The following is a 21,602-nucleotide window of genomic DNA, read 5'->3' on the forward strand; positions in this document are numbered from 1 at the left end:
TGTTGGGACAATAGCCCGATGGAGCGGTTCTTCAGAAGTCTAAAGACAGAATGGATACCGGTGTCGGGTTATAGGAGTTTTAGCGAAGCAAGACAGCATATAACTCGTTACATCACAGGTTATTACAGCCAACTTAGGCCCCATCAATATAATGGTGGGCTGACACCCAATGAGTCTGAACGACTATATTGGAAAAACTCTAAAACCGTGGCCAATTTTAGTTGACCACTACAGTTTGACCTCTTTACTTCACCGAATGAATCTATTCCTGTACTGGTAAAATCCAGTAGTGAACTCTTCGATGAACGTAACTTTTTGTAAAGGCGGGAATTTTCGGCTTTTTTCTTGCCCGTAAAATGAAGATGCAGCTGGATTTATAGCAGTGATGATATAAATAATTTTGCTATAAATAGAAAGTAAAGAAAAAGGACTTAGATGAAAATCACCTAAGTCCTTGATATATGGTGGGCCTTCCGGGACTTGAACCCAGGACCTGCCGATTATGAGTCGGATGCTCTAACCAACTGAGCTAAAGGCCCCTTAAGACGGACGATTATAGGGGATACGCCTGATGCTGTCTAGCCTCAATGATACCTAAATATGCTTATAATTTATTCACTTAAATCACAGGTAAGAAAAAAGGTGAGCATTTGCTCACCTTTCGTTCATTAGATTGAATCAGACTACTCATCCAAGAAGCTACGGAGTGTTTCTGAGCGACTTGGGTGACGCAATTTACGTAACGCCTTGGCTTCAATTTGACGAATCCGTTCCCGGGTAACATCAAACTGTTTGCCTACTTCTTCAAGAGTGTGGTCTGTGTTCATGTCGATACCGAAGCGCATCCGCAGTACTTTTGCTTCGCGAGGGGTCAGACCTGCCAGAACATCACGCGTTGCAGCTTTTAAGCTGGTCGCAGTGGCTGAGTCAATAGGTAGATCCAGCGTGGTATCTTCAATAAAATCACCCAGATGCGAATCTTCGTCGTCACCGATTGGTGTCTCCATTGAGATTGGCTCTTTGGCAATTTTCAGTACTTTGCGGATTTTGTCTTCCGGCATTTGCATTCGCTCTGCCAATTCTTCCGGTAGCGGCTCACGACCCATTTCCTGAAGCATTTGACGAGAGATCCGATTCAACTTATTGATGGTTTCAATCATATGTACCGGAATACGAATCGTCCGTGCCTGATCCGCAATCGAGCGAGTAATTGCCTGACGAATCCACCATGTTGCGTAAGTTGAGAATTTGTAACCACGACGGTATTCAAATTTATCAACGGCTTTCATCAGACCGATATTTCCTTCCTGAATTAAATCAAGGAATTGCAGACCTCGGTTGGTATATTTCTTCGCGATTGAAATAACCAGACGTAAGTTCGCTTCAACCATCTCTTTCTTGGCTCGACGCGCTTTCGCTTCACCGATAGACATACGACGGCTGATATCTTTAATCCGAACGACACTTAAAGATGTTTCTTCTTCAATGGCTTTGAGTTTTTGAATCGAACGGCGGATGTCTTCTTCGCTCTTACGAATTTTATCAACATAAGGTTTGTCAGAGGCTAAGACAGTATCCAACCAGTTCTCGTCAGACTCATGGCCGGTAAATGCAGCAATAAAGGCTTTCTTCGGCATTTTGGCATGTTCAACGACATGCTTCATGATTAAGCGTTCTTGCGTTTTTACCCGATCCATTGAACCACGAAGTGTTTCAACCAGATTATCAAACTGTTTTGGTGTCAGACGAAACTCACGGAAAGCATCCAAAACAAGGTCTGATGCTTGGGATGTTTGTTCGTTAGACTCTCCGAACTCATTTAGTGCTAACTGATAATCGCGATATTTGTTACGAAGATTATTGAATTTCTCTTGTGCTAGCTCAGGGTCGATACCGACATCATCGTCACTATCATCGTCATCACTGTTGCTATCACTTTCTTCTTCGTCTTCATCATCTTCCTCATCGTCTTTATTCTTGGACGAAAGAGGCATATCTTCATCTTCCAGATCCGCACCCGTCAGTTCTGAACCGATGTGAGTTGCAGTTGGTGATGTTGTTTCATCAGCATCTGGGTCGACAAAACCTGAAATCAAATCGGTCAGTCTTAACTCTTCAGTTTCAACTCTGTCGAATTGTTCAAGGATATAAGGAATGGTTCCCGGATATTCGGCAACAGCGCTTTGAACTTGGTTGATACCTTCTTCAATGCGCTTTGCAATATCGATTTCACCTTCACGAGTGAGAAGCTCGACGGTTCCCATTTCACGCATATACATGCGGACAGGGTCTGTCGTACGACCAATTTCACTTTCAACACTGGACAGAGCTGCTGCGGCTGCTTCTGCAACATCTTCATCCGTAATGTTCGTATCATCGTTCAGTGCCAGATCATCGGCATCAGGTGCGGTTTCTACCACCTTGATACCCATGTCATTAATCATCTGAATAATGTCTTCTACCTGCTCGGAATCTACAATTTCTGCAGGGAGGTGGTCATTGACTTCAGCGTAGGTCAGATAGCCTTGTTCTTTGCCTTTGAGGACAAGTGATTTAAGCTGTGACTGCGGATTTTGATCCATAGACGGTATCCAACTTCATTTCTAGTGACGGAATTAGTATGCGAAATGCAAACCACGTATTCTAACAAATTAATCATTTGTTGGCTATAAATATAGGGATTACGCTTTCAAATCTAGCATCAACGCTAGCAGTTCCCTTTTCTCGTCAGCTGATAAACCAACGCTTCTTTCTTTTGCCTGCAGATTTTCAATTTGTTTTTCAACACACTGGGTAATAATCTTATCCAATGAGTCTAAAAATATTTCTTCTTGATTGTCTTCTACGAGTGGGATATCCCAACTAGCGAGACGTGACAGAAGAGGTTCATGTTGATGGCCTCGCCAGTTTTCAAGTAGCTGACCTGTTGTTACATTGGGGTAATCTCGACATTTTTCAAGGACCTCAATAAATAAGCTCAAGCCGGGAATATCAAGTGCCGCAATACTTGAAAGATCCGGTACTCTATCAGCATAGTTCGGATTTTGTAGAAGCAAAGCGATAACTTCTCTCATTGGCGTCCGCTTCATTTCTGTCTGCCGACGGGGAGCTGATGTTTGTTCCGAAGTTTGTTTTTTATTCAATGTCGATTGAATTGCATTTGCACTGAGACCGGTGCGCAATGACAATTCTTCCCACAGATAAATTTTCAGTGCCTCATCTTGAACCTGATTAATTAAAGGTTCGGCCAGATGGACAACCCGAAAACGACCTTCCCGACTGCTGTTGTCAACGACACGTGCCATTAATCCCTGAAACAGAAAGTCAGAGAAGGACATCGATTGCTGAACTTGACGTTCGAATGCTTCTGTACCGTTTTGACGGATATATGAGTCGGGATCTTCTTTATCCGGTAAAAACATAAATTTCAGCGTTTTATTACCACTGACGAGCGAAAGCGCATTCTCTAATGCACGCCATGCTGCTTGCCGGCCGGCATTATCACCATCATAACAGCAAACGACAGCATTGGTTTGCCGGAAAAGCACCTGTAAATGGTCGTTGGTGGTTGATGTTCCCAAAGACGCAACGGCATAATCAACGCCATACTGAGCCAGCGCTACGACATCCATGTAACCTTCAGTCACCAGAATTTGTGGCGGCTCACGATGTGCCTGAAGGACTTCGTATAAACCGTATAACTCTTTTCCTTTATGGAAAATATCGGTTTCCGGTGAGTTGAGATACTTGGGTGTTCCGTCTCCGAGGACTCGTCCCCCGAAGCCAATCACACGGCCACGGCGATCCCGGATGGGGAACATAACTCGTCCCCGAAAACGGTCATAGCGACGCCCGTTGTCATTCTCAACCAACATTCCTGCAGCCGTGAGCATCTGCTCTGCTTCCGGCGTGCGGGAAAAATTTTTATGAACCAGATCCCACTCATCCGCGACATAACCGATTCCAAACTTTTGGACGATTTCTTTCGACAGCCCACGATTTTTTAAATAATCGATTGCGACTTTACTGCCCGGATGTCTGAGTTGATGACGGTAAAACTGAGCAATTTGTTCCATGAGATCATACAAGGTGCGCTTTTGTTCTTTGCGCGCCTGTGACTTTTGGGCATCGAACGGTGTCGCACCTTTTTCTCTCGGAACTTCTAATCCAAGTAAGCCTGCCAGTTCTTCTATAGCTTCGACGAACTCTAAACGTTCGTATTCCATCATGAAGTCAATGGCATTCCCATGCACACCACAACCAAAACAATGGTAGAACTGTTTGTCCTGACTGACACTAAAGGATGGCGTTTTTTCATTGTGAAAAGGGCAGCAAGCACTGTAGTTCTTGCCCTTCTTTTTAAGTTTGACGCGAGCGTCGATAACATCGACGATATCTAGTCGAGCGAGTAAATCATTGATGAAATTTCGAGGAATATACCCAGCCATAAGACCTGATAGCCAATATTACTATGGATAGCTAATTTACATGTTAGCGCGTATACAAACAAGCCGTGCCATATAGAATAGCACGGCTTGATGTTTAGAGGAGTGGGTTAAGTGAGCTTGCTTTTAACTAAACCGCTGACTTTTCCCATATCTGCACGCCCTTGAATTTGCGGTCTCAATACAGCCATGACGTTACCCATATCCTGCATACCTTGGGCACCGGAAGCGGTAATTGCGTCATCAATGAGTTGCAACACTTCATCGTCAGTTAATGGTTGAGGCATGAATTCCTCAAGCACTGTGATTTCGTTGCTTTCCGCATCTGCTAAGTCTTGTCGTCCCGCAGATTCATACTGTGCGACAGAATCGCGACGTTGTTTGACCATTTTTGTCAGAACGGCAACGATTTCATCATCGCTTAGCGTAATCCGCTCGTCGACTTCACGTTGTTTAATTGCTGACATGGCTAAACGGATAGTGCCAAGGCGGATTTTGTCCTTGGCTTTCATCGCAAGTTTTTGCTCTTCTTTGAGTTTGTCAATCAGAGCCATAACTCATTCCTTCCGAAGGAGTTATATTAGTACAGGCGAACGCGACGAGCGTTTTCGCGAGCTAGCTTCTTAGCATGACGCTTTTGAGCTGCTGCTTTAGCGCGTTTGCGAACAGTGGTTGGTTTTTCATAGTGCTCACGACGACGCACTTCAGAAAGAATACCTGCTTTTTCACAAGAGCGCTTGAAACGACGCAGAGCGACGTCGAACGGTTCGTTTTCACGTACTTTAACTACTGGCATATGCCTTTCACCTCAGGGGATATTCGTTAACGCTGGTCTCGCTTAGTCGGAACGTTTCCGGTACTTGCCAGCACAATCAAAAATGGTGCGGAATTTTAATCCGAATGGAAAGGCTTTGTAAAGTATTTTATGGATGAATCTCTGTACAAAGTTTGTCTGTCATCTGAAGGCAGGGTAACATGGCGTCAATTTTGATGTCGAGATGGATGTTTTCCGGAAAATTATGCGTGTATTAGGTATTGAAACCTCTTGTGATGAGACGGGAATTGCGATTTACGATGATGAACAGGGCTTACTGGCTCATCAACTGTACAGTCAGATAAAACTTCACGCCGATTATGGTGGTGTTGTCCCGGAGCTTGCTTCAAGGGATCACGTTAAAAAAACGATTCCTCTGATTCAGGCTGCAATGGCACAGGCTGATTGTCGTCCGGAAGATATTGATGGTGTCGCTTATACCGCAGGTCCGGGCTTGGTTGGTGCTTTGCTGGTTGGTGCCACAATTGGTCGCAGCCTTGCTTATGCCTGGAATGTACCGGCAATTCCTGTTCATCATATGGAAGGACATTTGCTGGCACCTATGCTTGAGGATAATCCGCCTGAATTTCCTTTTGTTGCCGTTTTGGTCTCGGGTGGGCATACCATGATTGTTGAAGTTCAAGGGATTGGTGCATATCGGATTCTCGGTGAGTCGATTGACGATGCCGCCGGAGAAGCCTTCGATAAGACGGCAAAATTAATGGGGTTGGATTATCCGGGCGGGCCGTTACTGGCGCGTTTGGCAGAAAAAGGCACGCAAGGACGATTTCGTTTTCCTCGCCCGATGACTGATCGGCCGGGATTGGATATGAGCTTTTCCGGATTAAAAACGTTTGCCGCCAATACGATTGCCGCTCATGGTGATGATGAGCAGACGCGTGCGGATATCGCTTACGCTTTTCAGGAAGCGGTGTGTGATACATTGGTGATCAAATGTCGTCGGGCACTGGAACAAACCGGATTAAAGCGCATTGTGATTGCCGGTGGGGTGAGTGCCAATCAACGATTGAGAGCTGATTTAGCCCAGTTAGCGCAGAAAGTCGGTGGTGCGGTTTATTATCCGCGAACTGAATTTTGTACTGATAACGGGGCAATGATTGCTTATGCCGGTATGCAACGCTTCAAAAATGGTGAAGTATCCGGTCTCGCTGTTCAGGCGACACCCCGCTGGCCAATTGATCAGCTTCAGGCGGTTCGTTCCTGAATTTAATTCCCAATCAAAGTTGCAGTAGCCCATGTGTTAGCTCAACTGGTGTGGTTGCCGGGTTAGATTGAGATGACATGGACTATTGTTCTGGTGCTGGTCATTAAAAACAAAGTCCTCAATAAAAATAAATAGTACGAATTATGATGGAAGGTCTTCAAACGGATGAAATCATTTACAGTTAACGGTCAAACAATGCGTTATCAAGATGTCGGAACGGGCGAGGTATTGCTGTTCGGTCATAGTTACCTCTGGAATAGCCAAATGTGGCAACCACAAGTAGCAGCGTTGAGTCAGAATTATCGGTGTATCGTTCCTGATTTGTGGTCGCACGGTCAGTCTGATGCTGCCCCTGACACGATGCATTCACTGAAAGATTATGCCGGGCATATGTTGGCGCTTATGGATCATCTTGCCATTGAATCATTTTCAGTCGTTGGACTGTCTGTCGGTGGCATGTGGGGAACTGAGCTGGCACTGCTTGCGCCTGAACGGATCAATGCACTGGTATTGATGGATACGTTTATCGGGCTTGAGCCTGAAGTGATGCACGCCAAATATTTTGCAATGCTCGATTCAGCAATTGCAACACAGTCTTTTCCTGAGCCGTTGATTCCTCAAGTTGTACCGATGTTTTTCTCCGACAATGCTTTACAGCAAACACCAGAGCCCGACTTTGTCACTACGTTTCGAACATTTTTGACCGAAACCTCGGGTTCGCAGGTTGCAGAAATGGGGAGAATCGGCAAGCTCGTGTTTGGTCGCCGGGATCTGATCGATGAAATCGATGGTTTGAATCTGCCAGTATTAATTATGGTCGGGGAGCAAGATAAACCCCGCCCGGTATTAGAGTCATATCTGATGCAGGATGCTATCGCAGGGAGTCAGCTGATTGTGATTCCTCAAGCCGGCCATATCAGTAATCTGGAGCAACCTGAGTTCGTTACACAAGCGTTAGAGAATTTCTTCGAGACGCTTGCGCGTTAAATCGCCACCATTTTTCTACAGCCACATCACTGAACTTGATCAATAAGAGGCCATTGTCCGGGGACTTTGGCCTTTTATTATAGAGCATCTTATTATAGAGCTCTTATTATAGGGAACGGGGTCAGTTTTTTTCGCCGATTTTGGGTTCTGTACCATTGAACAGACGCCTAATATTCTCTTGATGTCGGAAAACAATCAAACAACACAACATGGCGACAGGCAGAGTGTAACTGGGTTTGATCATCCAAGTATATAGTGGGGTGACGAATACGGTGATCAATGCCGCCAGCGAAGAATATCGGGACACCAGAAGCGTCATCAGCCATGTCGCCATCACCACGCCGGTTAAGTCCAGCCCTATCGGAGCAATTGCACCTAATGCGGTTGCGACGCCTTTTCCGCCTTTGAAATGGAAGAAAATCGGGTAAATATGACCTAAACAGGCGGCAATTGCGATCACGCCAAGCAGAAAAGGCGTTACTCCTAAAAAGTAGCTTCCCCAGACAGGAATTGTGCCTTTCAGCATATCGCATAGCAGAACAATAACCGCTGCTTTTTTCCCGCCGACTCTTAAAACATTGGTTGCTCCCGGATTATGAGAACCGGACTCTCTGGGATCGGGCAGCCGGAACAGACGACACACGAGCACTGCACTTGAAATCGAGCCAAGCAGGTAAGCTGAGATAATGATCAAAAGTATCAATGGCGTCATTTGGGCCCTGAGTTGTCTGCAAGTTTAGTGTATGGTTATATCGATAAAAAATCTGTATTAATTTCGCATCTTGAAATCATTTAAGTATATGATAATCACTATACCTAAGTCATCCCAATGAGGCTTGGGTATATGCCAAAATGATCTTAAAATGCATTTTTGAGTAGATTATTTGTTGTGCATCTGATGATGCTTGTTTTCCGGGCATCGTTGAGGCCATATTGGGCGATATATAGGACGATTTTTATCTCGATGCAATATTGAGAATAGAAATGTGGTGAGATAATAGATGGATAAAGTATTTATAGAACAGTTAGCTGTTGTCACAACGATCGGTGTTTATGATTGGGAGCAACAAATCAAACAGAAGCTCATTTTTGATATTGAAATGGCACATGATAATCGTCCGGCTGGGAAAAGTGATGATGTTACTGATGCGTTGGATTATGCGCAGGTAAGCCAACACATTATTCAATATGTTGAAAATGGAAGGTTTTTACTCATTGAGCGAGTGGCTGAAGAGGTCGCAAATTTGATCATGACGACTTTTGCTGTGCCTTGGATCCGGATCCGTCTGACAAAGCCGGGAGCTGTACCTCAGGCGTCAGGTGTCGGTGTGGTGATTGAAAGGGGACAGCTATGACGTTGGTTTATGTCGGTGTCGGTTCCAATATCGACCGACATAAGCATGTCGAGGTCGCTGTCAGTGAACTGAAAAAGTTGGGGGATCAACTGCGTCTTTCAACGATTTATGAATCACCGGCACAAGGGTTTCAGGGAGGGGCGTTTTTCAATTTAGTGATTGAAATGCAGACCGATCTCTCATTGAGTGCTTTTGCCGCAATGCTCAAAGAAATCGAATTAAACTGGGGGCGTCAGCCCAATGCCCAAAAGTATCAGGATCGGACGTTAGATCTGGATATTATTTTATTTGGCGATGTCGTCAGCGCTGAAGCACCACAATTACCTCGTCAAGATATTTATCAATATCCGTTTGTGATTCAGCCGCTTTTTGAACTGTGCCCTGATCTGTTATTGCCGGGGGACGGACGAAGTGTTCGGCAAATTTGGCTTAAGACTGACAATTTAGAAGTTTTGCAGCCTGTACAATTCTGGTTCTCTAAAACTGATTTTTCAATATAAAGAGTAAATAATGGATTTAATTCATAGTGTTATCCTTGGATTGGTTGAAGGTATTACCGAATTTTTACCGATATCATCAACCGGACATTTAATTATCGTCAGTGATTGGCTTGGCTTACCTCAGACAGATAGTAATAAAGCTTTTGAAGTGATTATTCAGCTTTCTGCCATTCTGGCTGTGGTGACCAATTATAAAGAGCGTTTCCATACCCGGTATATGGCGTTATGGATGAAAGTTATCATTGCATTTTTACCCATCGCAACCATCGGCTTTCTGTTTCAAAATCAAGTGAAAGCGTTATTTACCATTCAGGTTGTACCGATCATGTTTATTGTCGGAGGGATTATTTTTCTGCTTGTGGAGCGTTTCTTGAAAAATCATGCCCCGACGGCTGAAACATTGGATGAGATTAGTTATCGGCAAGCAATTTGGGTGGGGGTTGCTCAGGTGTTTGCTTTAGTGCCGGGAACCAGCCGTGCCGGTTCGACGATCATTGGTGCTTTACTCGCAGGCGTGGGGCGTAAAGCCAGCGCTGAGTTCTCATTTTTATTGGCTTTGCCCGTGATGATTGCGGCAGGAGGCCTTGATCTGTTGAATAACTATCATCATTTTCAAGGTGAAAAATCCTTGCCCTTGATTGTTGGCTTCGTCACCTCTTATATCGCCGCCTGGGTTGTTATGAAAGTTTTCCTCGTTTTCCTGAACCGTTTTACGTTTAATGCATTCGGTATCTACCGCATTCTCTTTGGCTGCATTTTACTCTATTGGGCTTATTAGTCGGGCGAGTCGTCACCTCGGAGGTCTATCAGATCATCGCCTTTTTGAATGCAATTGTTGTTAAACAGACTGATGGTATAAGAAAGAGGTTCTTTCAGAGCATTTTTGATAGACTTCCCGATAATTCTATTTGAAATCACAAGTGAGCGTCATGCGAGTATTTGCTTTAACACTGACACTACTTTTAATGCTGCTCCAGTATTCACTGTGGTTTGGCAAAAATGGGTTTTCTGATCTTCATCGCATCTCTGATGAAATCGAAACCCAGCGTTCTGTCAATGTCAATTTACAAAAAAGAAATAAAGAAATGTATGCAGAAATCGATGATTTACGTCAAGGGCTGGATGCGATTGAAGAAAGAGCAAGACATGAGCTTGGAATGGTGAAAGAGGGTGAAACGTTTTACCGTGTGATCAATGAGGATCAGCCCTAGATGGAACAAGAACTTATTTCAGTGGTGATTCCTGCTGCCGGTGTCGGTCGTCGGATGTTAACCGATAAACCGAAGCAATATTTACCGATTCACGGCAAAACAATACTGGAACATACGGTCGAAAAGCTGCGTGCCCATCCACGAGTTGGCAAGGTGGTGATTGCCGTCAGTGATGATGATCCCTATTTCAGTCAGTTATCCCTTGCTGCTGATCCTGATATTGTGCGGGTTTCCGGTGGTCAGGAACGTTCAGACTCTGTTTTCGCAGCGCTTGAGTATTTGGTGAAGTATAGACCGACAACATGGGTGATGGTGCATGATGCTGCGCGTCCATGTGTCCGATTGAGTGATATTGAGCGGTTAATTGCTACGGTCATAGCTGATGGTGTCGGTGGCATACTGGCAACGCCGGTTCGGGATACGATGAAGCGTACGGGTCATAACCAGAATATTGTCGCAACCGTAGAACGGGAAAACCTCTGGCATGCATTAACCCCTCAAATGTTCCGGACTGCTGAGTTGCATCTGGCTTTATCCCGTGTCATTAGTCAGCATATTGCGGTGACTGATGAAGCTTCAGTCATGGAATGGCATGGTGACCAACCATCTATCGTTTTGGGGCATGCCGATAATATTAAAGTGACGCAACCTGAAGATTTAGCACTGGCTGAGTTTTATCTCAGCCGTGAGTCGTAAATAAAGCAGTAAGGAAGGTTATGTTTAGAATTGGTCACGGATTTGATGTTCATAAATTTGGTGGTGAAGGCCCGGTAATCATTGGTGGTGTGTCTATTCCTTATGAACAGGGGCTGTTGGCTCATTCCGACGGTGACGTTGCTTTGCATGCATTAACCGATGCACTACTGGGGGCTATTGCCGCCGGGGATATCGGACGCCATTTCCCGGATACGGATGAACAGTGGAAAGGTGCCGACAGTCGCGCACTGCTACGGTCGGTTTATCAGAAAGTCATCGCCCATGGTTATCGACTGGGCAATGCAGACATCACCATTATTGCTCAGGCACCGAAAATGGCGTCTTACATTGATCAGATGCGCGCGTTGATTGCTGATGATTTGGCGACCGATATCAGCCATATCAATGTGAAAGCGACCACGACAGAGCGGTTGGGATTTACCGGGCGTAAGGAAGGAATCGCCTGTGAAGCCGTTGTATTATTGATGAAGTGATTTGTTCATTGAGTCAGAGATTTAGTTGTAAATAACCCCGTCAGGGGGATGGCTTGACCATCATAGCGAGGATATCCGAATGGATGATGTTTTAGCCAATTTGGCCTATTTGTACGGGAAACCCACTGCAAAAGCTAAAATTAAAGCAAAACCAGAACACTTTATTGTTACGGAAGAACTTGGGTTTCCATTGGATGGTGTTGGTGAACACCTGATGGTTCGTATTCGTAAGACCGGAGAAAATACCAGTTTTGTTGCCAATGAGTTAGCCAAGGCATGTGGTGTGAAGTCGAAAGACGTAAGCTGGGCGGGTTTAAAAGATCGTCATGCGGTCACCGAGCAATGGTTGAGTGTTCACTTACCGAAAGGGGACACGCCAGACTTTGCTGATTTTCTGACGCGGTACCCTCATATTAAGATTCTTGAAACCACTCGCCACCTGCGTAAATTAAGGCCGGGTGATCTCCGGGGCAATCATTTTCAGATTACATTAACTGAAGTGTCGGATATGACGGATGTCGAGCAGCGGTTGAATAGGATTGGCAAACAAGCTGTGCCGAACTATTTTGGTGCACAACGTTTCGGTCATCAGGGCAATAACGTGAATGAAGCCCGACGCTGGGGCCGGGAGAATGTCCGGACTCGTAATCAGAATCAGCGCAGCCTGTACCTTTCTGCCGCGCGTTCTTGGATCTTTAACCAAATCGTCTCAGAACGAATTTCAAAAGGCTGTTTTCATCATTTGATTGATGGTGACATCGTATTGCAAGGGAATGAACAGTTCCGGGTTGAAGGGGAGGAGATGCTGGCACAGTGGCAAGAGCACGTGACTCAGTGTCATGCCGATATTTCAGCCGCACTGGCCGGAGATAATGCCCTACCGACCAGTCACGAGGCGCTCGCTCTGGAGCAGCGGTTTGTTGATGATGAGCCTGACTTAATGAAATTGATTCGGGGTAACCGAATGAAGCATGAAAGGCGGAATATTGCTCTCAAACCTCGGCAACTGGATTGGAAGCTGGGAAAAAATGAGGTTATATTGAGTTTTGCGCTTGATGCGGGATGCTTTGCCACTTCTTTAATCCGAGAATTAATCGAAGAAGTACCTGTGAAAAGGGAGTTCTAACTGATGAAAATTTTGTTGAGCAATGATGATGGCGTCTATGCTCGGGGAATTAATACTTTAGCCGAAGCATTGTCTGATTTGGCTGAAGTGGTGGTTGTGGCACCGGATCGAAATCGTTCCGGAGCATCGAACTCTCTGACACTGGAGCAACCACTGCGTATTCAGCAAATTGCGCCGGAGGTATACTCCGTTCAGGGGACACCAACGGATTGTGTTCACTTTGCTTTGAACGAATTAATGAAAGATGCTTTACCGGATCTGGTTTTGAGCGGTATTAATCATGGCGCGAATTTAGGCGATGATGTTTTTTATTCGGGGACGGTTGCAGCAGCAATGGAAGGGCATTTTTTAGGCGTTCAATCTATCGCATTCTCGTTGGTGGGTGAGACACATTTTGACACCGCTGCGCATATTGCCCGCCAGATAGTGAAACAGCACCTGCATTCTCCGATTCCGACCAATCGACTGCTGAATATCAATATTCCTGATCGACCATTGGAACAAATCAACGGTATGAAGGTGACTCGCTTGGGCGCTCGTCATCATGCTGAGAGTATGATTCGGCAAAAAGATCCGCGTGGACACGATATCTACTGGTTAGGGCCTCCGGGAAAAGAGCAGGATGCCGGAGAAGGCACTGATTTTTATACCGTTGATCATGGTGTCGTTTCGATCTCACCATTACAGGTGGATCTGACTGCTCATGAGTCGATTCATGCGATGACGGATTGGTTGGAAAGGTAGTTGGCATGTCAAATTCACTCGCTGATAAGCTGATCGACTTTCTTGTCACAAACGGCATTGAAGATTTACGTGTTCTGGACATTATGCGTCAGTTACCGAGAGAGAATTTCGTTTCACAGGCGATGGTTCATCAGGCGTATGAAAATAATGCACTGCCGATAGGGTTGGGACAAACTATTTCTCAGCCTTATATTGTTGCCAAAATGACTCAGTTATTAGCACTGACACCGACAAGCCGAGTCTTGGAAATAGGAACCGGCTCTGGGTATCAGACAGCGGTGTTGGCAGGTTTAGTTGAGCATGTGTGCTCGATTGAGCGAATTAAAACGTTGCAATGGGAAGCAAAGCGTCGCCTCAGACAACTGGATATTTACAATGTATCTATGAAGCATGGCGATGGCTGGCAGGGATGGCGCACCAAGGCACCTTTTGATGCCATTATAGTGACAGCTGCTGCTTCTGAAGTACCTCAGGCGTTGTTGGAACAGCTGGCTGACGGAGGTCGATTGGTGATCCCCGTTGGCAGTGACGAGCAACAGCTTCTGAGAATAACCCGGAATGATGAATCATTTCATTCAGAAATTATTGAAATGGTTCGGTTCGTTCCTTTAGTTGCAGGTGATTTAGCCTAACGATGAGAAGCAGCATCAGACTTTTAATTTTGGCCGTTTTATCAATCTATCTGATGGGATGTGTCGCGACATCACCCGCGCCGGTGTCTGACGTAAAGAAGGCTTCCCGGGGAAGTTACCGAGGGAGTTATTATCAAGTTAAGAAAGGAGATACGCTTTACTTTATTGCTTATCTTACCGATAAGAATGTAGAAGATTTGATCAGTTATAACCATCTTTCCCCCCCTTATACAATCTATCCCGGTCAAAAATTACACTTGTGGAAACCCGCTTATACTCCCCCCTCTTACGGGAAGTCTCAATCCGCTGCTGTAAGTAAAAATGGGATAGGGATCAAAGGTTCTGATGAAGTGTTAACTAATGTCTCATTAAAAGATTCTAAGAATAAGCAAATCTCTAACAATTTAGAGAATAAATATGACAAAGTTAAAAAACCGTCAGGTAAAAGTATTGAATCTTCACAATCAAAGGGGTATGGTGAATCCGAAGGTAAAGAAAATGTTAATTCTAATTTACCAACTACTAATTTAGTACATGCCACAAAAATTGACAGGTGGTTATGGCCAACGAAAGGGAGGGTTATCCGACAATTTTCAGCTATTGATCAGGGGAACAAAGGGATTGATATTGCAGGGCAGCGAGGTCAGTCCGTCGTATCTTCCGCAGCAGGAACCGTTGTTTACTCGGGGAATGCTTTAAGAGGTTACGGTAATCTCGTGATTATTAAGCATAATGATAAATATCTTAGCGCATACGCGCACAATGATCGGTTGCTAGTGAGTGAGGGACAAAGTGTAAAAGCTGGCCAGAAAATCGCAACGATGGGAAGTTCCGGTACCAGCAGTGTTCGTTTACATTTTGAAATTCGCTATCAGGGTAAGCCAGTGAATCCAAAGCGCTACTTACCATAAGTATTTGAATTGATAAGCGTAAGCACCATATAGCGACATTAAAAGTAGTAGTGTCTTGCTAGCTCGCCAGGGGGAGGCATCATGAGTAAAAGCAATTCAGTAACTAAGGTCGATCAATTTGATTTTGATTCAGAAGCATTTGATCTCAATCCATTGGGTAATGAGGTCAGTTCTGATTCTGTATCCGTCGAAACTCGGGAAGAGTATGAAGTTACTTCCAAGAGCTTAGACGCGACTCAACTCTATTTAGGCGAAATCGGTTTTTCTCCTTTGTTAACCGCAGAGGAAGAAATCTTGTACGCACGCCGGGCTCTCCGGGGTGATGAAGCCGCTCGTAAACGGATGATTGAGAGTAATCTACGTCTCGTTGTCAAAATATCTCGCCGATATAGTAACCGTGGTCTGGCTTTGCTGGATCTGATCGAAGAAGGTAACCTCGGGTTGATTCGGGCCGTTGAAAAGTTTGATCCTGAAAGAGGATTTCGCTTTTCTACGTATGCAACTTGGTGGATCCGACAAACGATTGAACGGGCGTTGATGAATCAAACCAGAACGATTCGTTTACCTATTCACGTTGTCAAAGAACTTAATATTTATCTACGTACAGCACGTGAGTTGTCACAGAAGTTAGACCATGAACCAACAGCGGAAGATATTGCACTTGAGCTGGATAAATCGGTTGATGATGTCAGTAAGATGCTCCGGCTGAACGAACGTATTAGTTCTGTTGATACGCCTATTGGTGGTGATGGTGATAAAGCATTACTGGATATCATTCCAGATGCGAAACACTATGATCCAGAATATTCGACAGAAGATGATGATATCAAGTCTTCGCTCTTACATTGGCTAGATGAACTGAATCCGAAACAAAAAGAAGTGTTGGCAAGACGTTTTGGTTTGCTCGGATATGAACCATCGACTTTGGAAGAAGTAGGAAAAGAGATCAATTTAACACGTGAGCGAGTTCGTCAAATCCAAGTCGAAGGGCTGCGTCGTTTGAGAGAAATTCTACTGAAACAAGGCTTGAACATGGAGTCTTTGTTTGATGTAGAGAGTGATGAATAATACATCATTTATTATTTAAAAATTAGTAACCGATCATTTTAAGTGAAACCCCGTTTGTACGGGGTTTCTATTTTTATATTACAGATCAATTAATTATAGTTTTCTGACATCTGATTGCGAGACATTACAGGCACTGGTATTCCATTTCTCACCTATTTTTTTCGACTCACCCTGACCTTTCTGAATGCCGACATATTCGACACAGACTTTTGGTTTTCCGGTTTTGTAGTTCTTGATTTTTAGATTTCTGATCGTGGCTGTATCTCGGTAGTTGCCATTGATACCAGCAATTGAACCAATTTTAGCATCCACTTTAACCCCATTGATCGAGAGGTATCTGGGGCCGCCATTATTGGTACAGTTTCCGCAAGAACGGTACAGTTTTCCGTGCTCTCCGGTGAGGGTGAAATTACCGAGGATTTCTGTGGTACTATTTTTCGAGTTGTGTTGGAACACTTTGTCAGGTTTTCCACCGGGGCCATTTTTACTGTTGTAGGCAACCCCACCGATAATGGTCATTTTTTTACCGTTATTGGTTGCAGCATCTTCACAGATATCTTCCCAAATGACATTTTGTAAGGTGCAGTTACCGGATTGACAATGTATCCCATCTGCACCGCCATTCCGAGAAATCCGGACATTTTTTACCGTTGCATTGTGTAAGGTGAGGACGGCTTTTTGTCCCTCTGCATCTCCGTTACAATTTAGCCCGATTGTCTTGCCTTGGCAGTCAACGGTTTTGTTTTTTATTACGGCACCCGCGTAACACTCAGATGAACTGGCAGTGACTAAACTGGTCGTTAAATAATTTTCTTCACTGGCATTTGTGCTGGTGTCATTTGAGATAAATGTATGATCCTGATCGTCTACTGCCTTGATCTGATAGTAATAATCGGTGTAACCATCTGCTGTTGTATCTTCAAATGTTCTTTCGTCCGGGGTCAGAACCGCAATTCTTTCTCCTTCGTCCGATAATGTGGATTTCCGGTAAACTTCCTGACGAACGATACGATCCTGATCCGACGACCAACTCAGGATTGTTTGTGCATCTTGCTGGTATAGCATGAGTGTCAGATCACTAGCCATTGCATACTGACATGACAGAAATAAAAGCAGAACCGCCGTTGCTCGATGAATCATCATATTTTTCCTTCTCTCTTTTTATATGGACAGGTTATTTTATATGGATGGGTTATAGATTCTTATCATGAATAATCTGAGTAAATGAAATACTCATTTATACTATTACCACTTGGCTTATAAAAAATACAAAACATTGTTTCATTTATGTGAGTTTATTGAATCATGGATCACTTATTTTGAAATTCTCACCTTTGTTACATACGGTCATGATCAGTTTTATAAAAGCTATCTGGAGCAAATCAATCGCCATGTCGGTTATTGCATCCGGCTTGCAGTGTGATTGGCGAGGTGTTGTTGCTGAAAGGAATTTTATGACTTTTGTCGACGGCATACATTTGGTGTATGGCGGCCGTTATGCGGAGCGCTCTACAGCATGGGATGTCATCGGTTGATCCGGCAGGGTGATAATAAATTGACTCCCCTGACCAAACTGGCTTTCACAGTGGATTTTCCCGTGCAGAATATCTTTCACAATATTATGCGCAATACTGAGCCCTAAACCACTGCCACCGTGACCACGTTTGGTGGTAAAGAAAGGTTCAAAGAGCTTGGGGATATCGTGAGGTGGTATACCCGTTCCGTTATCGGTGACAATGATTAAATTTTTGCCGGGAGATTGCCGGGCTGAAATCGTCACTTGTCCGTTGACGGTATCCGTTTGCTCCGGATCTGACTGATAAAATGCATGAGTAAGACTATTGGTGATCAGAATCGTTAACACTTGTGCCAACGCTCCCGGGCAAGTAATCAGGTGAAGATCTTGTTCAATATCGATGGAGAGTTGATGTGGTGTTTTCTTGAAGTTAGGCTGCATCGTGGCAACAATTTTCGATAGATATTCTTTCACTGAAATCGTCCGATAGTCCGGACTTGATTGGTCGACGGCAATCTCTTTAAAATTAGAGATAAGTTTGGATGCTTGCTCCAGTTGTGACCCCATTAAAGCTGTGGTTTCATTGGCATCTTCGATGAAGCCTGACAGTTCATCGCGGGTCAGTTTACCGGTTTGCACTTTGGCATGAATTTCTTGTATTTCTTCATGAAGGTGAGAGGTTCCGGTGATCGCAATCCCTAATGGGGTGTTAATTTCATGCGCAACCCCAGCGACCAATCCCCCCAATGCTGCCATCTTTTCTGATTCCACGAGTTCACGTTGGGTCTGCCTGAGATTTTCAAGTGTTGCTTGTATTTCTTGATTGGCCCGTTGTAGAGCAACTGTTCTGGCAGCAACGCGCTGTTCCAGTGTTTCATTCAGTTCTTGCAGTTCTACGGTTCTTTCGGCAACTTTATCTTCCAGTTCATTATTGGTGGTGAGCAAGTTTTCAGCCAGATTGTTAAAACTGCGGGCGAGCTCATTGAGTTCCTTTGCTTGAGTCGGACTGACTTTCGCTCTCAACTGATGTTCACCGAGACGAATTCTGCGGCTATCGGCTGCAAGTTTGACGATCGGTGATGAAACTGCCCGTCCCAGTATCAGACCAATGATAATCGCAATGACTCCCAGTACACCTGCTGCAATCACCAGCAAATATTGGTAGTGTTTCATCGGTTGCATGATTTCATGCTGATCCACTTTGACAACAATGCTCCAGTTCAGTTCTTGTAGGTAACGGGCGACAGCCAACACATCCGTATTCCGGTAGTCATTTGAGCGGATAATGTCTTGAGTATGATATTCAACGGCTTCTACCAGCGAACCACCGTTTGCTAGCGCAAAAGAGTTGGCGTCGGCTGGCTTAGCCATATGTTCAGGGTAACGCAGCGGGGTAATATAGACTAACTTCCCGGCTTGGTTCTCGGTAAAGAGGATGGTCTCTCCTGATATCCCCATGCCTGTATAGCTTTGAGTACTGCTTACAAGCTCATCGGCTGCCAGTGTTGCCACGATGACGCCGATTTTTTCACCTTGCAGGATCATCGGTGATTCAATTTGAATATACATCCCCCCATTTAAGTCACGGGTGATAGTTTTTAATACGATATCGGTTTGACTGTTGTCGGTCAGTTCAAGTGTGGCCGCGACTTTATTGGCTTGATTCGGCTGTGTCTGGAGGACGATTTCACCATTGAGTTTCTTTAATTGAATCGACTTTACTTTTGCAACAGACTCAATCGCATCTTGAATGATACTGTCTATTTTTTGTAATGATTGCTGGTTTGGATTGCGTAAATAATCGTTGAAACTCAAGCGTAGTTGCGTTCTGCTGGCAATCAAGGCGACCCGATCTTTCCAAGCATGAATCAGGTTATACAGGCGGCCTTGCTGATTTGTTGCAACTGCATTTAAGAGTTGATCAACCGATTGATTGAGCATTTTGGCACCCGCTTGGTTTGATATATAGCCAAAGGCTCCCATGCATAAGAAAACCAGCAGTAAGCAAAAAATGGTAATTCGATAATAGATAGACATGCGCTATCTCCGGCCATCGTAACTGAGAACAATAAGCATCACATTGCTTTTTATTCGTATGTGTAAAGTTTCATTCATATACTAAAATTGATTAACAAAGCAGTAAAAATCAAGTTCCACATTGTGAATGGACGAATAAAAACGGTCTGGTTCGGTTGGGAAGAGAGGATAAGGAAAATGTCAGAGCAGGATATGCTATTTGATGAGTCAGGTAATCTCAGTCAATCGGCTCAAATAAATGCGTCTAAAGGCTCACCTTCAAGGTGGAAAATTCTGATTGTCGATGATGAAGAGGGTGTTCACACCATTACCAAACTGGCTCTGAATCGCACCCAATTTGCAGGAAAAGGACTCACATTTCTCAGTGCATACAATGTTGCTCAGGCAAAAGAAATACTGTTATCTGAAAGTGATATTGCTGTGGTTTTGTTGGATGTGGTGATGGAAACTGAAGAAGCGGGGTTGGAGATCGCGGAGTACATTCGTGATGAGCTGGACAATCATCTGATTCGGATTATTTTGCGTACCGGCCAACCGGGAACCATTCCCGAAAAAGATATTATTGAACAATATGATATTAATGATTACCGGGAAAAAACTGAACTCACCAAACGTAAACTTCATTCGACGGTTTATACGGCGCTACGTTCCTACCGTGACATGCTGGCATTAGAAAATCACAAGCTCGGTCTGGAAAAAGTTATCGCAGCGACAGCCACTATTCTCAAACAAAAATCAATGGAGAGTTTTGCTCAGGGGGTACTAGAGCAAGTCTCATCGTTGTTATATATGAAAGAGGAGACAATGTTGCCTGAAATCGAAGGGGGGCTGGCTGAAAAAAATATCGATGATGTTCATGTGCTGGCACGGGTCGGGGATATCTCCGCACAAGCGCTCAAAGCATCAATTTCTCAGCATGATTTCAATGTGGTTCGGGACAGTGATCAAGCACTTCATTATCAAGACGATAATATCTGCCATATTTCTAATATTAACGGGATTGAGACCATTCTGAATATTACCGGTAAGCATGATTTTAAAGATGTGGATATGCATCTGATTGAGATGTTCTGTAATAACATGGCAATTGCTTTGGATAACTTACGACTCAATGATAGTTTGAGGAATACTCAGAAAGAGATTGTTTATGCAATTTGTGGCTTGGCTGAAAGTCGCTCTAAAGAGACGGGAAACCATGTTCGTCGCGTTGCTTACTATTCCCGGCTGATGGCTGAAGAAATCGGTTTGAGCCCGTCCCAGTGTGAAGAGATTTTTTATGCGGCACCGCTCCATGATATCGGGAAAATTAGTATCCCGGACTATATTTTGAATAAGCCGGGCAAATTGAATGATGAAGAGTGGGCGCTGATGAAAGAGCATACCACCGTGGGAGAGAACTGCTTAAAAGGTTCCCATCAACCTGTAATGCAAGCCGGAGCGATTATTGCCAGTCAGCATCATGAATACTGGAACGGGCATGGCTATCCGCGGGGATTATCCGGTACGGATATCCATATTTACGGCCGTATTGTTGCGTTGGCTGATGTCTTTGACGCACTGGCAAGTAAGCGCTGCTATAAAGAGCCTTGGGGAGAAACAGAGATCGTCGCCTATATTCATGAACAGTCAGGGGTGAAGTTTGACCCGCAGTTAGTTGAAATTTTTCAGCGGCGACAAGCGGATTTTTTCCGGATTCTGCAAGAATATAACGATAGTCTGTCGTATTTGCCGACGCCATAACGCACTGTTGATGACGTCAAATAACGATGACGTCAAATAACAATGGTGTCAAATAACAAAAAGTGCAGCCCAATGACTGCACTTTGATGGATACCATTTTG

The 21,602-nt window shown here is 44.4% G+C and carries 22 protein-coding genes and 1 tRNA gene; 15 read left to right on the top strand and 8 right to left on the bottom strand.

Annotation, left to right across the window (positions count from 1 at the left end; all coding sequences use genetic code 11):
- On the top strand, window positions 1–225 hold a 225-nt coding region (locus tag VR7878_RS06910), incomplete at its 5' end, for an integrase core domain-containing protein (protein ID WP_139343959.1).
- A 237-nt stretch (window positions 226–462) separates the two neighbouring features.
- Here the strand turns inward: VR7878_RS06910 and VR7878_RS06915 are convergent.
- From VR7878_RS06915 to rpsU, 5 genes are all read right to left on the bottom strand, one after another.
- Window positions 463–539, bottom strand: a tRNA-Ile gene (locus tag VR7878_RS06915).
- 144 nt (window positions 540–683) lie between these two features.
- Entirely contained in the window at window positions 684–2,582 is a 1,899-nt protein-coding gene (gene rpoD / locus VR7878_RS06920) for an RNA polymerase sigma factor RpoD (RefSeq protein WP_077334686.1), read from the bottom strand.
- A 99-nt stretch (window positions 2,583–2,681) separates the two neighbouring features.
- On the bottom strand, window positions 2,682–4,448 hold the full coding sequence (gene dnaG, locus VR7878_RS06925) for a DNA primase (RefSeq protein ID WP_077334688.1): 1,767 nt from the start codon (window positions 4,446–4,448) through the stop codon (window positions 2,682–2,684).
- A 107-nt stretch (window positions 4,449–4,555) separates the two neighbouring features.
- Complete coding sequence (locus VR7878_RS06930) at window positions 4,556–4,999, bottom strand: GatB/YqeY domain-containing protein (protein ID WP_077334691.1); 444 nt, start codon at window positions 4,997–4,999, stop codon at window positions 4,556–4,558.
- Window positions 5,000–5,025: 26 nt separating this feature from the next.
- Window positions 5,026–5,241, bottom strand: a complete 216-nt coding sequence (gene rpsU, locus VR7878_RS06935) for a 30S ribosomal protein S21 (RefSeq protein WP_001145625.1) — start codon at window positions 5,239–5,241, stop codon at window positions 5,026–5,028.
- A 223-nt stretch (window positions 5,242–5,464) separates the two neighbouring features.
- Here rpsU and tsaD point away from each other — a divergent pair, with 223 nt between their 5' ends.
- On the top strand, window positions 5,465–6,484 hold the full coding sequence (tsaD, locus tag VR7878_RS06940) for a tRNA (adenosine(37)-N6)-threonylcarbamoyltransferase complex transferase subunit TsaD (RefSeq protein WP_077334896.1): 1,020 nt from the start codon (window positions 5,465–5,467) through the stop codon (window positions 6,482–6,484).
- A 165-nt stretch (window positions 6,485–6,649) separates the two neighbouring features.
- Complete coding sequence (locus tag VR7878_RS06945; RefSeq protein ID WP_077334693.1) at window positions 6,650–7,471, top strand: alpha/beta fold hydrolase; 822 nt, start codon at window positions 6,650–6,652, stop codon at window positions 7,469–7,471.
- A gap of 121 nt (window positions 7,472–7,592) precedes the next feature.
- On the opposite strand, the gene plsY is transcribed toward VR7878_RS06945, so the two are convergent.
- Window positions 7,593–8,183 (bottom strand): glycerol-3-phosphate 1-O-acyltransferase PlsY, encoded by a 591-nt coding sequence (plsY, locus tag VR7878_RS06950; protein WP_077334695.1) that lies wholly within the window; start codon window positions 8,181–8,183, stop codon window positions 7,593–7,595.
- 289 nt (window positions 8,184–8,472) lie between these two features.
- Between plsY and folB the strand changes: the two genes are divergently transcribed.
- From folB to rpoS, 11 genes are all read left to right on the top strand, one after another.
- Window positions 8,473–8,826 carry a bifunctional dihydroneopterin aldolase/7,8-dihydroneopterin epimerase gene (folB, locus tag VR7878_RS06955; protein WP_077334697.1) on the top strand — a complete coding sequence of 118 codons (354 nt, stop codon included), beginning with the start codon at window positions 8,473–8,475 and terminating at the stop codon, window positions 8,824–8,826.
- Window positions 8,823–9,326 carry a 2-amino-4-hydroxy-6-hydroxymethyldihydropteridine diphosphokinase gene (folK, locus tag VR7878_RS06960; RefSeq protein ID WP_077334699.1) on the top strand — a complete coding sequence of 168 codons (504 nt, stop codon included), beginning with the start codon at window positions 8,823–8,825 and terminating at the stop codon, window positions 9,324–9,326. The genes folB and folK overlap by 4 nt, the downstream gene beginning before the upstream one ends.
- A 10-nt stretch (window positions 9,327–9,336) precedes the next feature.
- A complete protein-coding gene (locus tag VR7878_RS06965) occupies window positions 9,337–10,104 on the top strand; it encodes an undecaprenyl-diphosphate phosphatase (RefSeq protein ID WP_077334701.1) in 768 nt (255 codons plus the stop codon).
- A 151-nt stretch (window positions 10,105–10,255) separates the two neighbouring features.
- The gene (gene ftsB, locus VR7878_RS06970; protein ID WP_077334703.1) at window positions 10,256–10,537 is read left to right on the top strand and encodes a cell division protein FtsB; all 282 of its coding nucleotides are present in this window, start codon (window positions 10,256–10,258) and stop codon (window positions 10,535–10,537) included.
- On the top strand, window positions 10,538–11,233 hold the full coding sequence (ispD, locus tag VR7878_RS06975; RefSeq protein WP_077334705.1) for a 2-C-methyl-D-erythritol 4-phosphate cytidylyltransferase: 696 nt from the start codon (window positions 10,538–10,540) through the stop codon (window positions 11,231–11,233).
- Between the two features lie 20 nt (window positions 11,234–11,253).
- On the top strand, window positions 11,254–11,727 hold the full coding sequence (gene ispF, locus VR7878_RS06980; RefSeq protein WP_077334707.1) for a 2-C-methyl-D-erythritol 2,4-cyclodiphosphate synthase: 474 nt from the start codon (window positions 11,254–11,256) through the stop codon (window positions 11,725–11,727).
- A 79-nt stretch (window positions 11,728–11,806) separates the two neighbouring features.
- Window positions 11,807–12,853 (top strand): tRNA pseudouridine(13) synthase TruD, encoded by a 1,047-nt coding sequence (gene truD / locus VR7878_RS06985; protein WP_077334709.1) that lies wholly within the window; start codon window positions 11,807–11,809, stop codon window positions 12,851–12,853.
- Between the two features lie 3 nt (window positions 12,854–12,856).
- Window positions 12,857–13,597 carry a 5'/3'-nucleotidase SurE gene (gene surE / locus VR7878_RS06990; RefSeq protein WP_077334711.1) on the top strand — a complete coding sequence of 247 codons (741 nt, stop codon included), beginning with the start codon at window positions 12,857–12,859 and terminating at the stop codon, window positions 13,595–13,597.
- Between the two features lie 5 nt (window positions 13,598–13,602).
- Entirely contained in the window at window positions 13,603–14,229 is a 627-nt protein-coding gene (locus VR7878_RS06995) for a protein-L-isoaspartate(D-aspartate) O-methyltransferase (protein ID WP_077334713.1), read from the top strand.
- Between the two features lie 2 nt (window positions 14,230–14,231).
- Window positions 14,232–15,140 carry a peptidoglycan DD-metalloendopeptidase family protein gene (locus VR7878_RS07000; protein ID WP_077334715.1) on the top strand — a complete coding sequence of 303 codons (909 nt, stop codon included), beginning with the start codon at window positions 14,232–14,234 and terminating at the stop codon, window positions 15,138–15,140.
- Between the two features lie 81 nt (window positions 15,141–15,221).
- Complete coding sequence (rpoS, locus tag VR7878_RS07005) at window positions 15,222–16,208, top strand: RNA polymerase sigma factor RpoS (RefSeq protein ID WP_077334717.1); 987 nt, start codon at window positions 15,222–15,224, stop codon at window positions 16,206–16,208.
- Between the two features lie 93 nt (window positions 16,209–16,301).
- On the opposite strand, the gene VR7878_RS07010 is transcribed toward rpoS, so the two are convergent.
- Both VR7878_RS07010 and VR7878_RS07015 read right to left on the bottom strand, forming a co-directional pair.
- On the bottom strand, window positions 16,302–17,351 hold the full coding sequence (locus VR7878_RS07010) for a pectate lyase (RefSeq protein ID WP_205409434.1): 1,050 nt from the start codon (window positions 17,349–17,351) through the stop codon (window positions 16,302–16,304).
- A gap of 352 nt (window positions 17,352–17,703) precedes the next feature.
- On the bottom strand, window positions 17,704–19,761 hold the full coding sequence (locus tag VR7878_RS07015; RefSeq protein ID WP_077334721.1) for a sensor histidine kinase: 2,058 nt from the start codon (window positions 19,759–19,761) through the stop codon (window positions 17,704–17,706).
- A 177-nt stretch (window positions 19,762–19,938) separates the two neighbouring features.
- Between VR7878_RS07015 and VR7878_RS07020 the strand changes: the two genes are divergently transcribed.
- Window positions 19,939–21,501, top strand: a complete 1,563-nt coding sequence (locus VR7878_RS07020) for an HD domain-containing phosphohydrolase (RefSeq protein ID WP_077334723.1) — start codon at window positions 19,939–19,941, stop codon at window positions 21,499–21,501.
- Window positions 21,502–21,602 lie beyond the last annotated feature (101 nt).

Source organism: Vibrio ruber DSM 16370 (assembly GCF_900163965.1).
Classification (GTDB): domain Bacteria; phylum Pseudomonadota; class Gammaproteobacteria; order Enterobacterales; family Vibrionaceae; genus Vibrio; species Vibrio ruber.

Bases quoted from the DNA above. Each gene is read 5' to 3' on its own strand.
- rpoD (WP_077334686.1), bottom strand. From the start codon at position 2,582: ATGGATCAAAATCCGCAGTCACAGCTTAAATCACTTGTCCTCAAAGGC.
- dnaG (WP_077334688.1), bottom strand. From the start codon at position 4,448: ATGGCTGGGTATATTCCTCGAAATTTCATCAATGATTTACTCGCTCGA.
- VR7878_RS06930 (WP_077334691.1), bottom strand. From the start codon at position 4,999: ATGGCTCTGATTGACAAACTCAAAGAAGAGCAAAAACTTGCGATGAAA.
- rpsU (WP_001145625.1), bottom strand. From the start codon at position 5,241: ATGCCAGTAGTTAAAGTACGTGAAAACGAACCGTTCGACGTCGCTCTG.
- tsaD (WP_077334896.1), top strand. From the start codon at position 5,465: ATGCGTGTATTAGGTATTGAAACCTCTTGTGATGAGACGGGAATTGCG.
- VR7878_RS06945 (WP_077334693.1), top strand. From the start codon at position 6,650: ATGAAATCATTTACAGTTAACGGTCAAACAATGCGTTATCAAGATGTC.
- plsY (WP_077334695.1), bottom strand. From the start codon at position 8,183: ATGACGCCATTGATACTTTTGATCATTATCTCAGCTTACCTGCTTGGC.
- folB (WP_077334697.1), top strand. From the start codon at position 8,473: ATGGATAAAGTATTTATAGAACAGTTAGCTGTTGTCACAACGATCGGT.
- folK (WP_077334699.1), top strand. From the start codon at position 8,823: ATGACGTTGGTTTATGTCGGTGTCGGTTCCAATATCGACCGACATAAG.
- VR7878_RS06965 (WP_077334701.1), top strand. From the start codon at position 9,337: ATGGATTTAATTCATAGTGTTATCCTTGGATTGGTTGAAGGTATTACC.
- ftsB (WP_077334703.1), top strand. From the start codon at position 10,256: ATGCGAGTATTTGCTTTAACACTGACACTACTTTTAATGCTGCTCCAG.
- ispD (WP_077334705.1), top strand. From the start codon at position 10,538: ATGGAACAAGAACTTATTTCAGTGGTGATTCCTGCTGCCGGTGTCGGT.
- ispF (WP_077334707.1), top strand. From the start codon at position 11,254: ATGTTTAGAATTGGTCACGGATTTGATGTTCATAAATTTGGTGGTGAA.
- truD (WP_077334709.1), top strand. From the start codon at position 11,807: ATGGATGATGTTTTAGCCAATTTGGCCTATTTGTACGGGAAACCCACT.
- surE (WP_077334711.1), top strand. From the start codon at position 12,857: ATGAAAATTTTGTTGAGCAATGATGATGGCGTCTATGCTCGGGGAATT.
- VR7878_RS06995 (WP_077334713.1), top strand. From the start codon at position 13,603: ATGTCAAATTCACTCGCTGATAAGCTGATCGACTTTCTTGTCACAAAC.
- VR7878_RS07000 (WP_077334715.1), top strand. From the start codon at position 14,232: ATGAGAAGCAGCATCAGACTTTTAATTTTGGCCGTTTTATCAATCTAT.
- rpoS (WP_077334717.1), top strand. From the start codon at position 15,222: ATGAGTAAAAGCAATTCAGTAACTAAGGTCGATCAATTTGATTTTGAT.
- VR7878_RS07010 (WP_205409434.1), bottom strand. From the start codon at position 17,351: ATGATGATTCATCGAGCAACGGCGGTTCTGCTTTTATTTCTGTCATGT.
- VR7878_RS07015 (WP_077334721.1), bottom strand. From the start codon at position 19,761: ATGTCTATCTATTATCGAATTACCATTTTTTGCTTACTGCTGGTTTTC.
- VR7878_RS07020 (WP_077334723.1), top strand. From the start codon at position 19,939: ATGTCAGAGCAGGATATGCTATTTGATGAGTCAGGTAATCTCAGTCAA.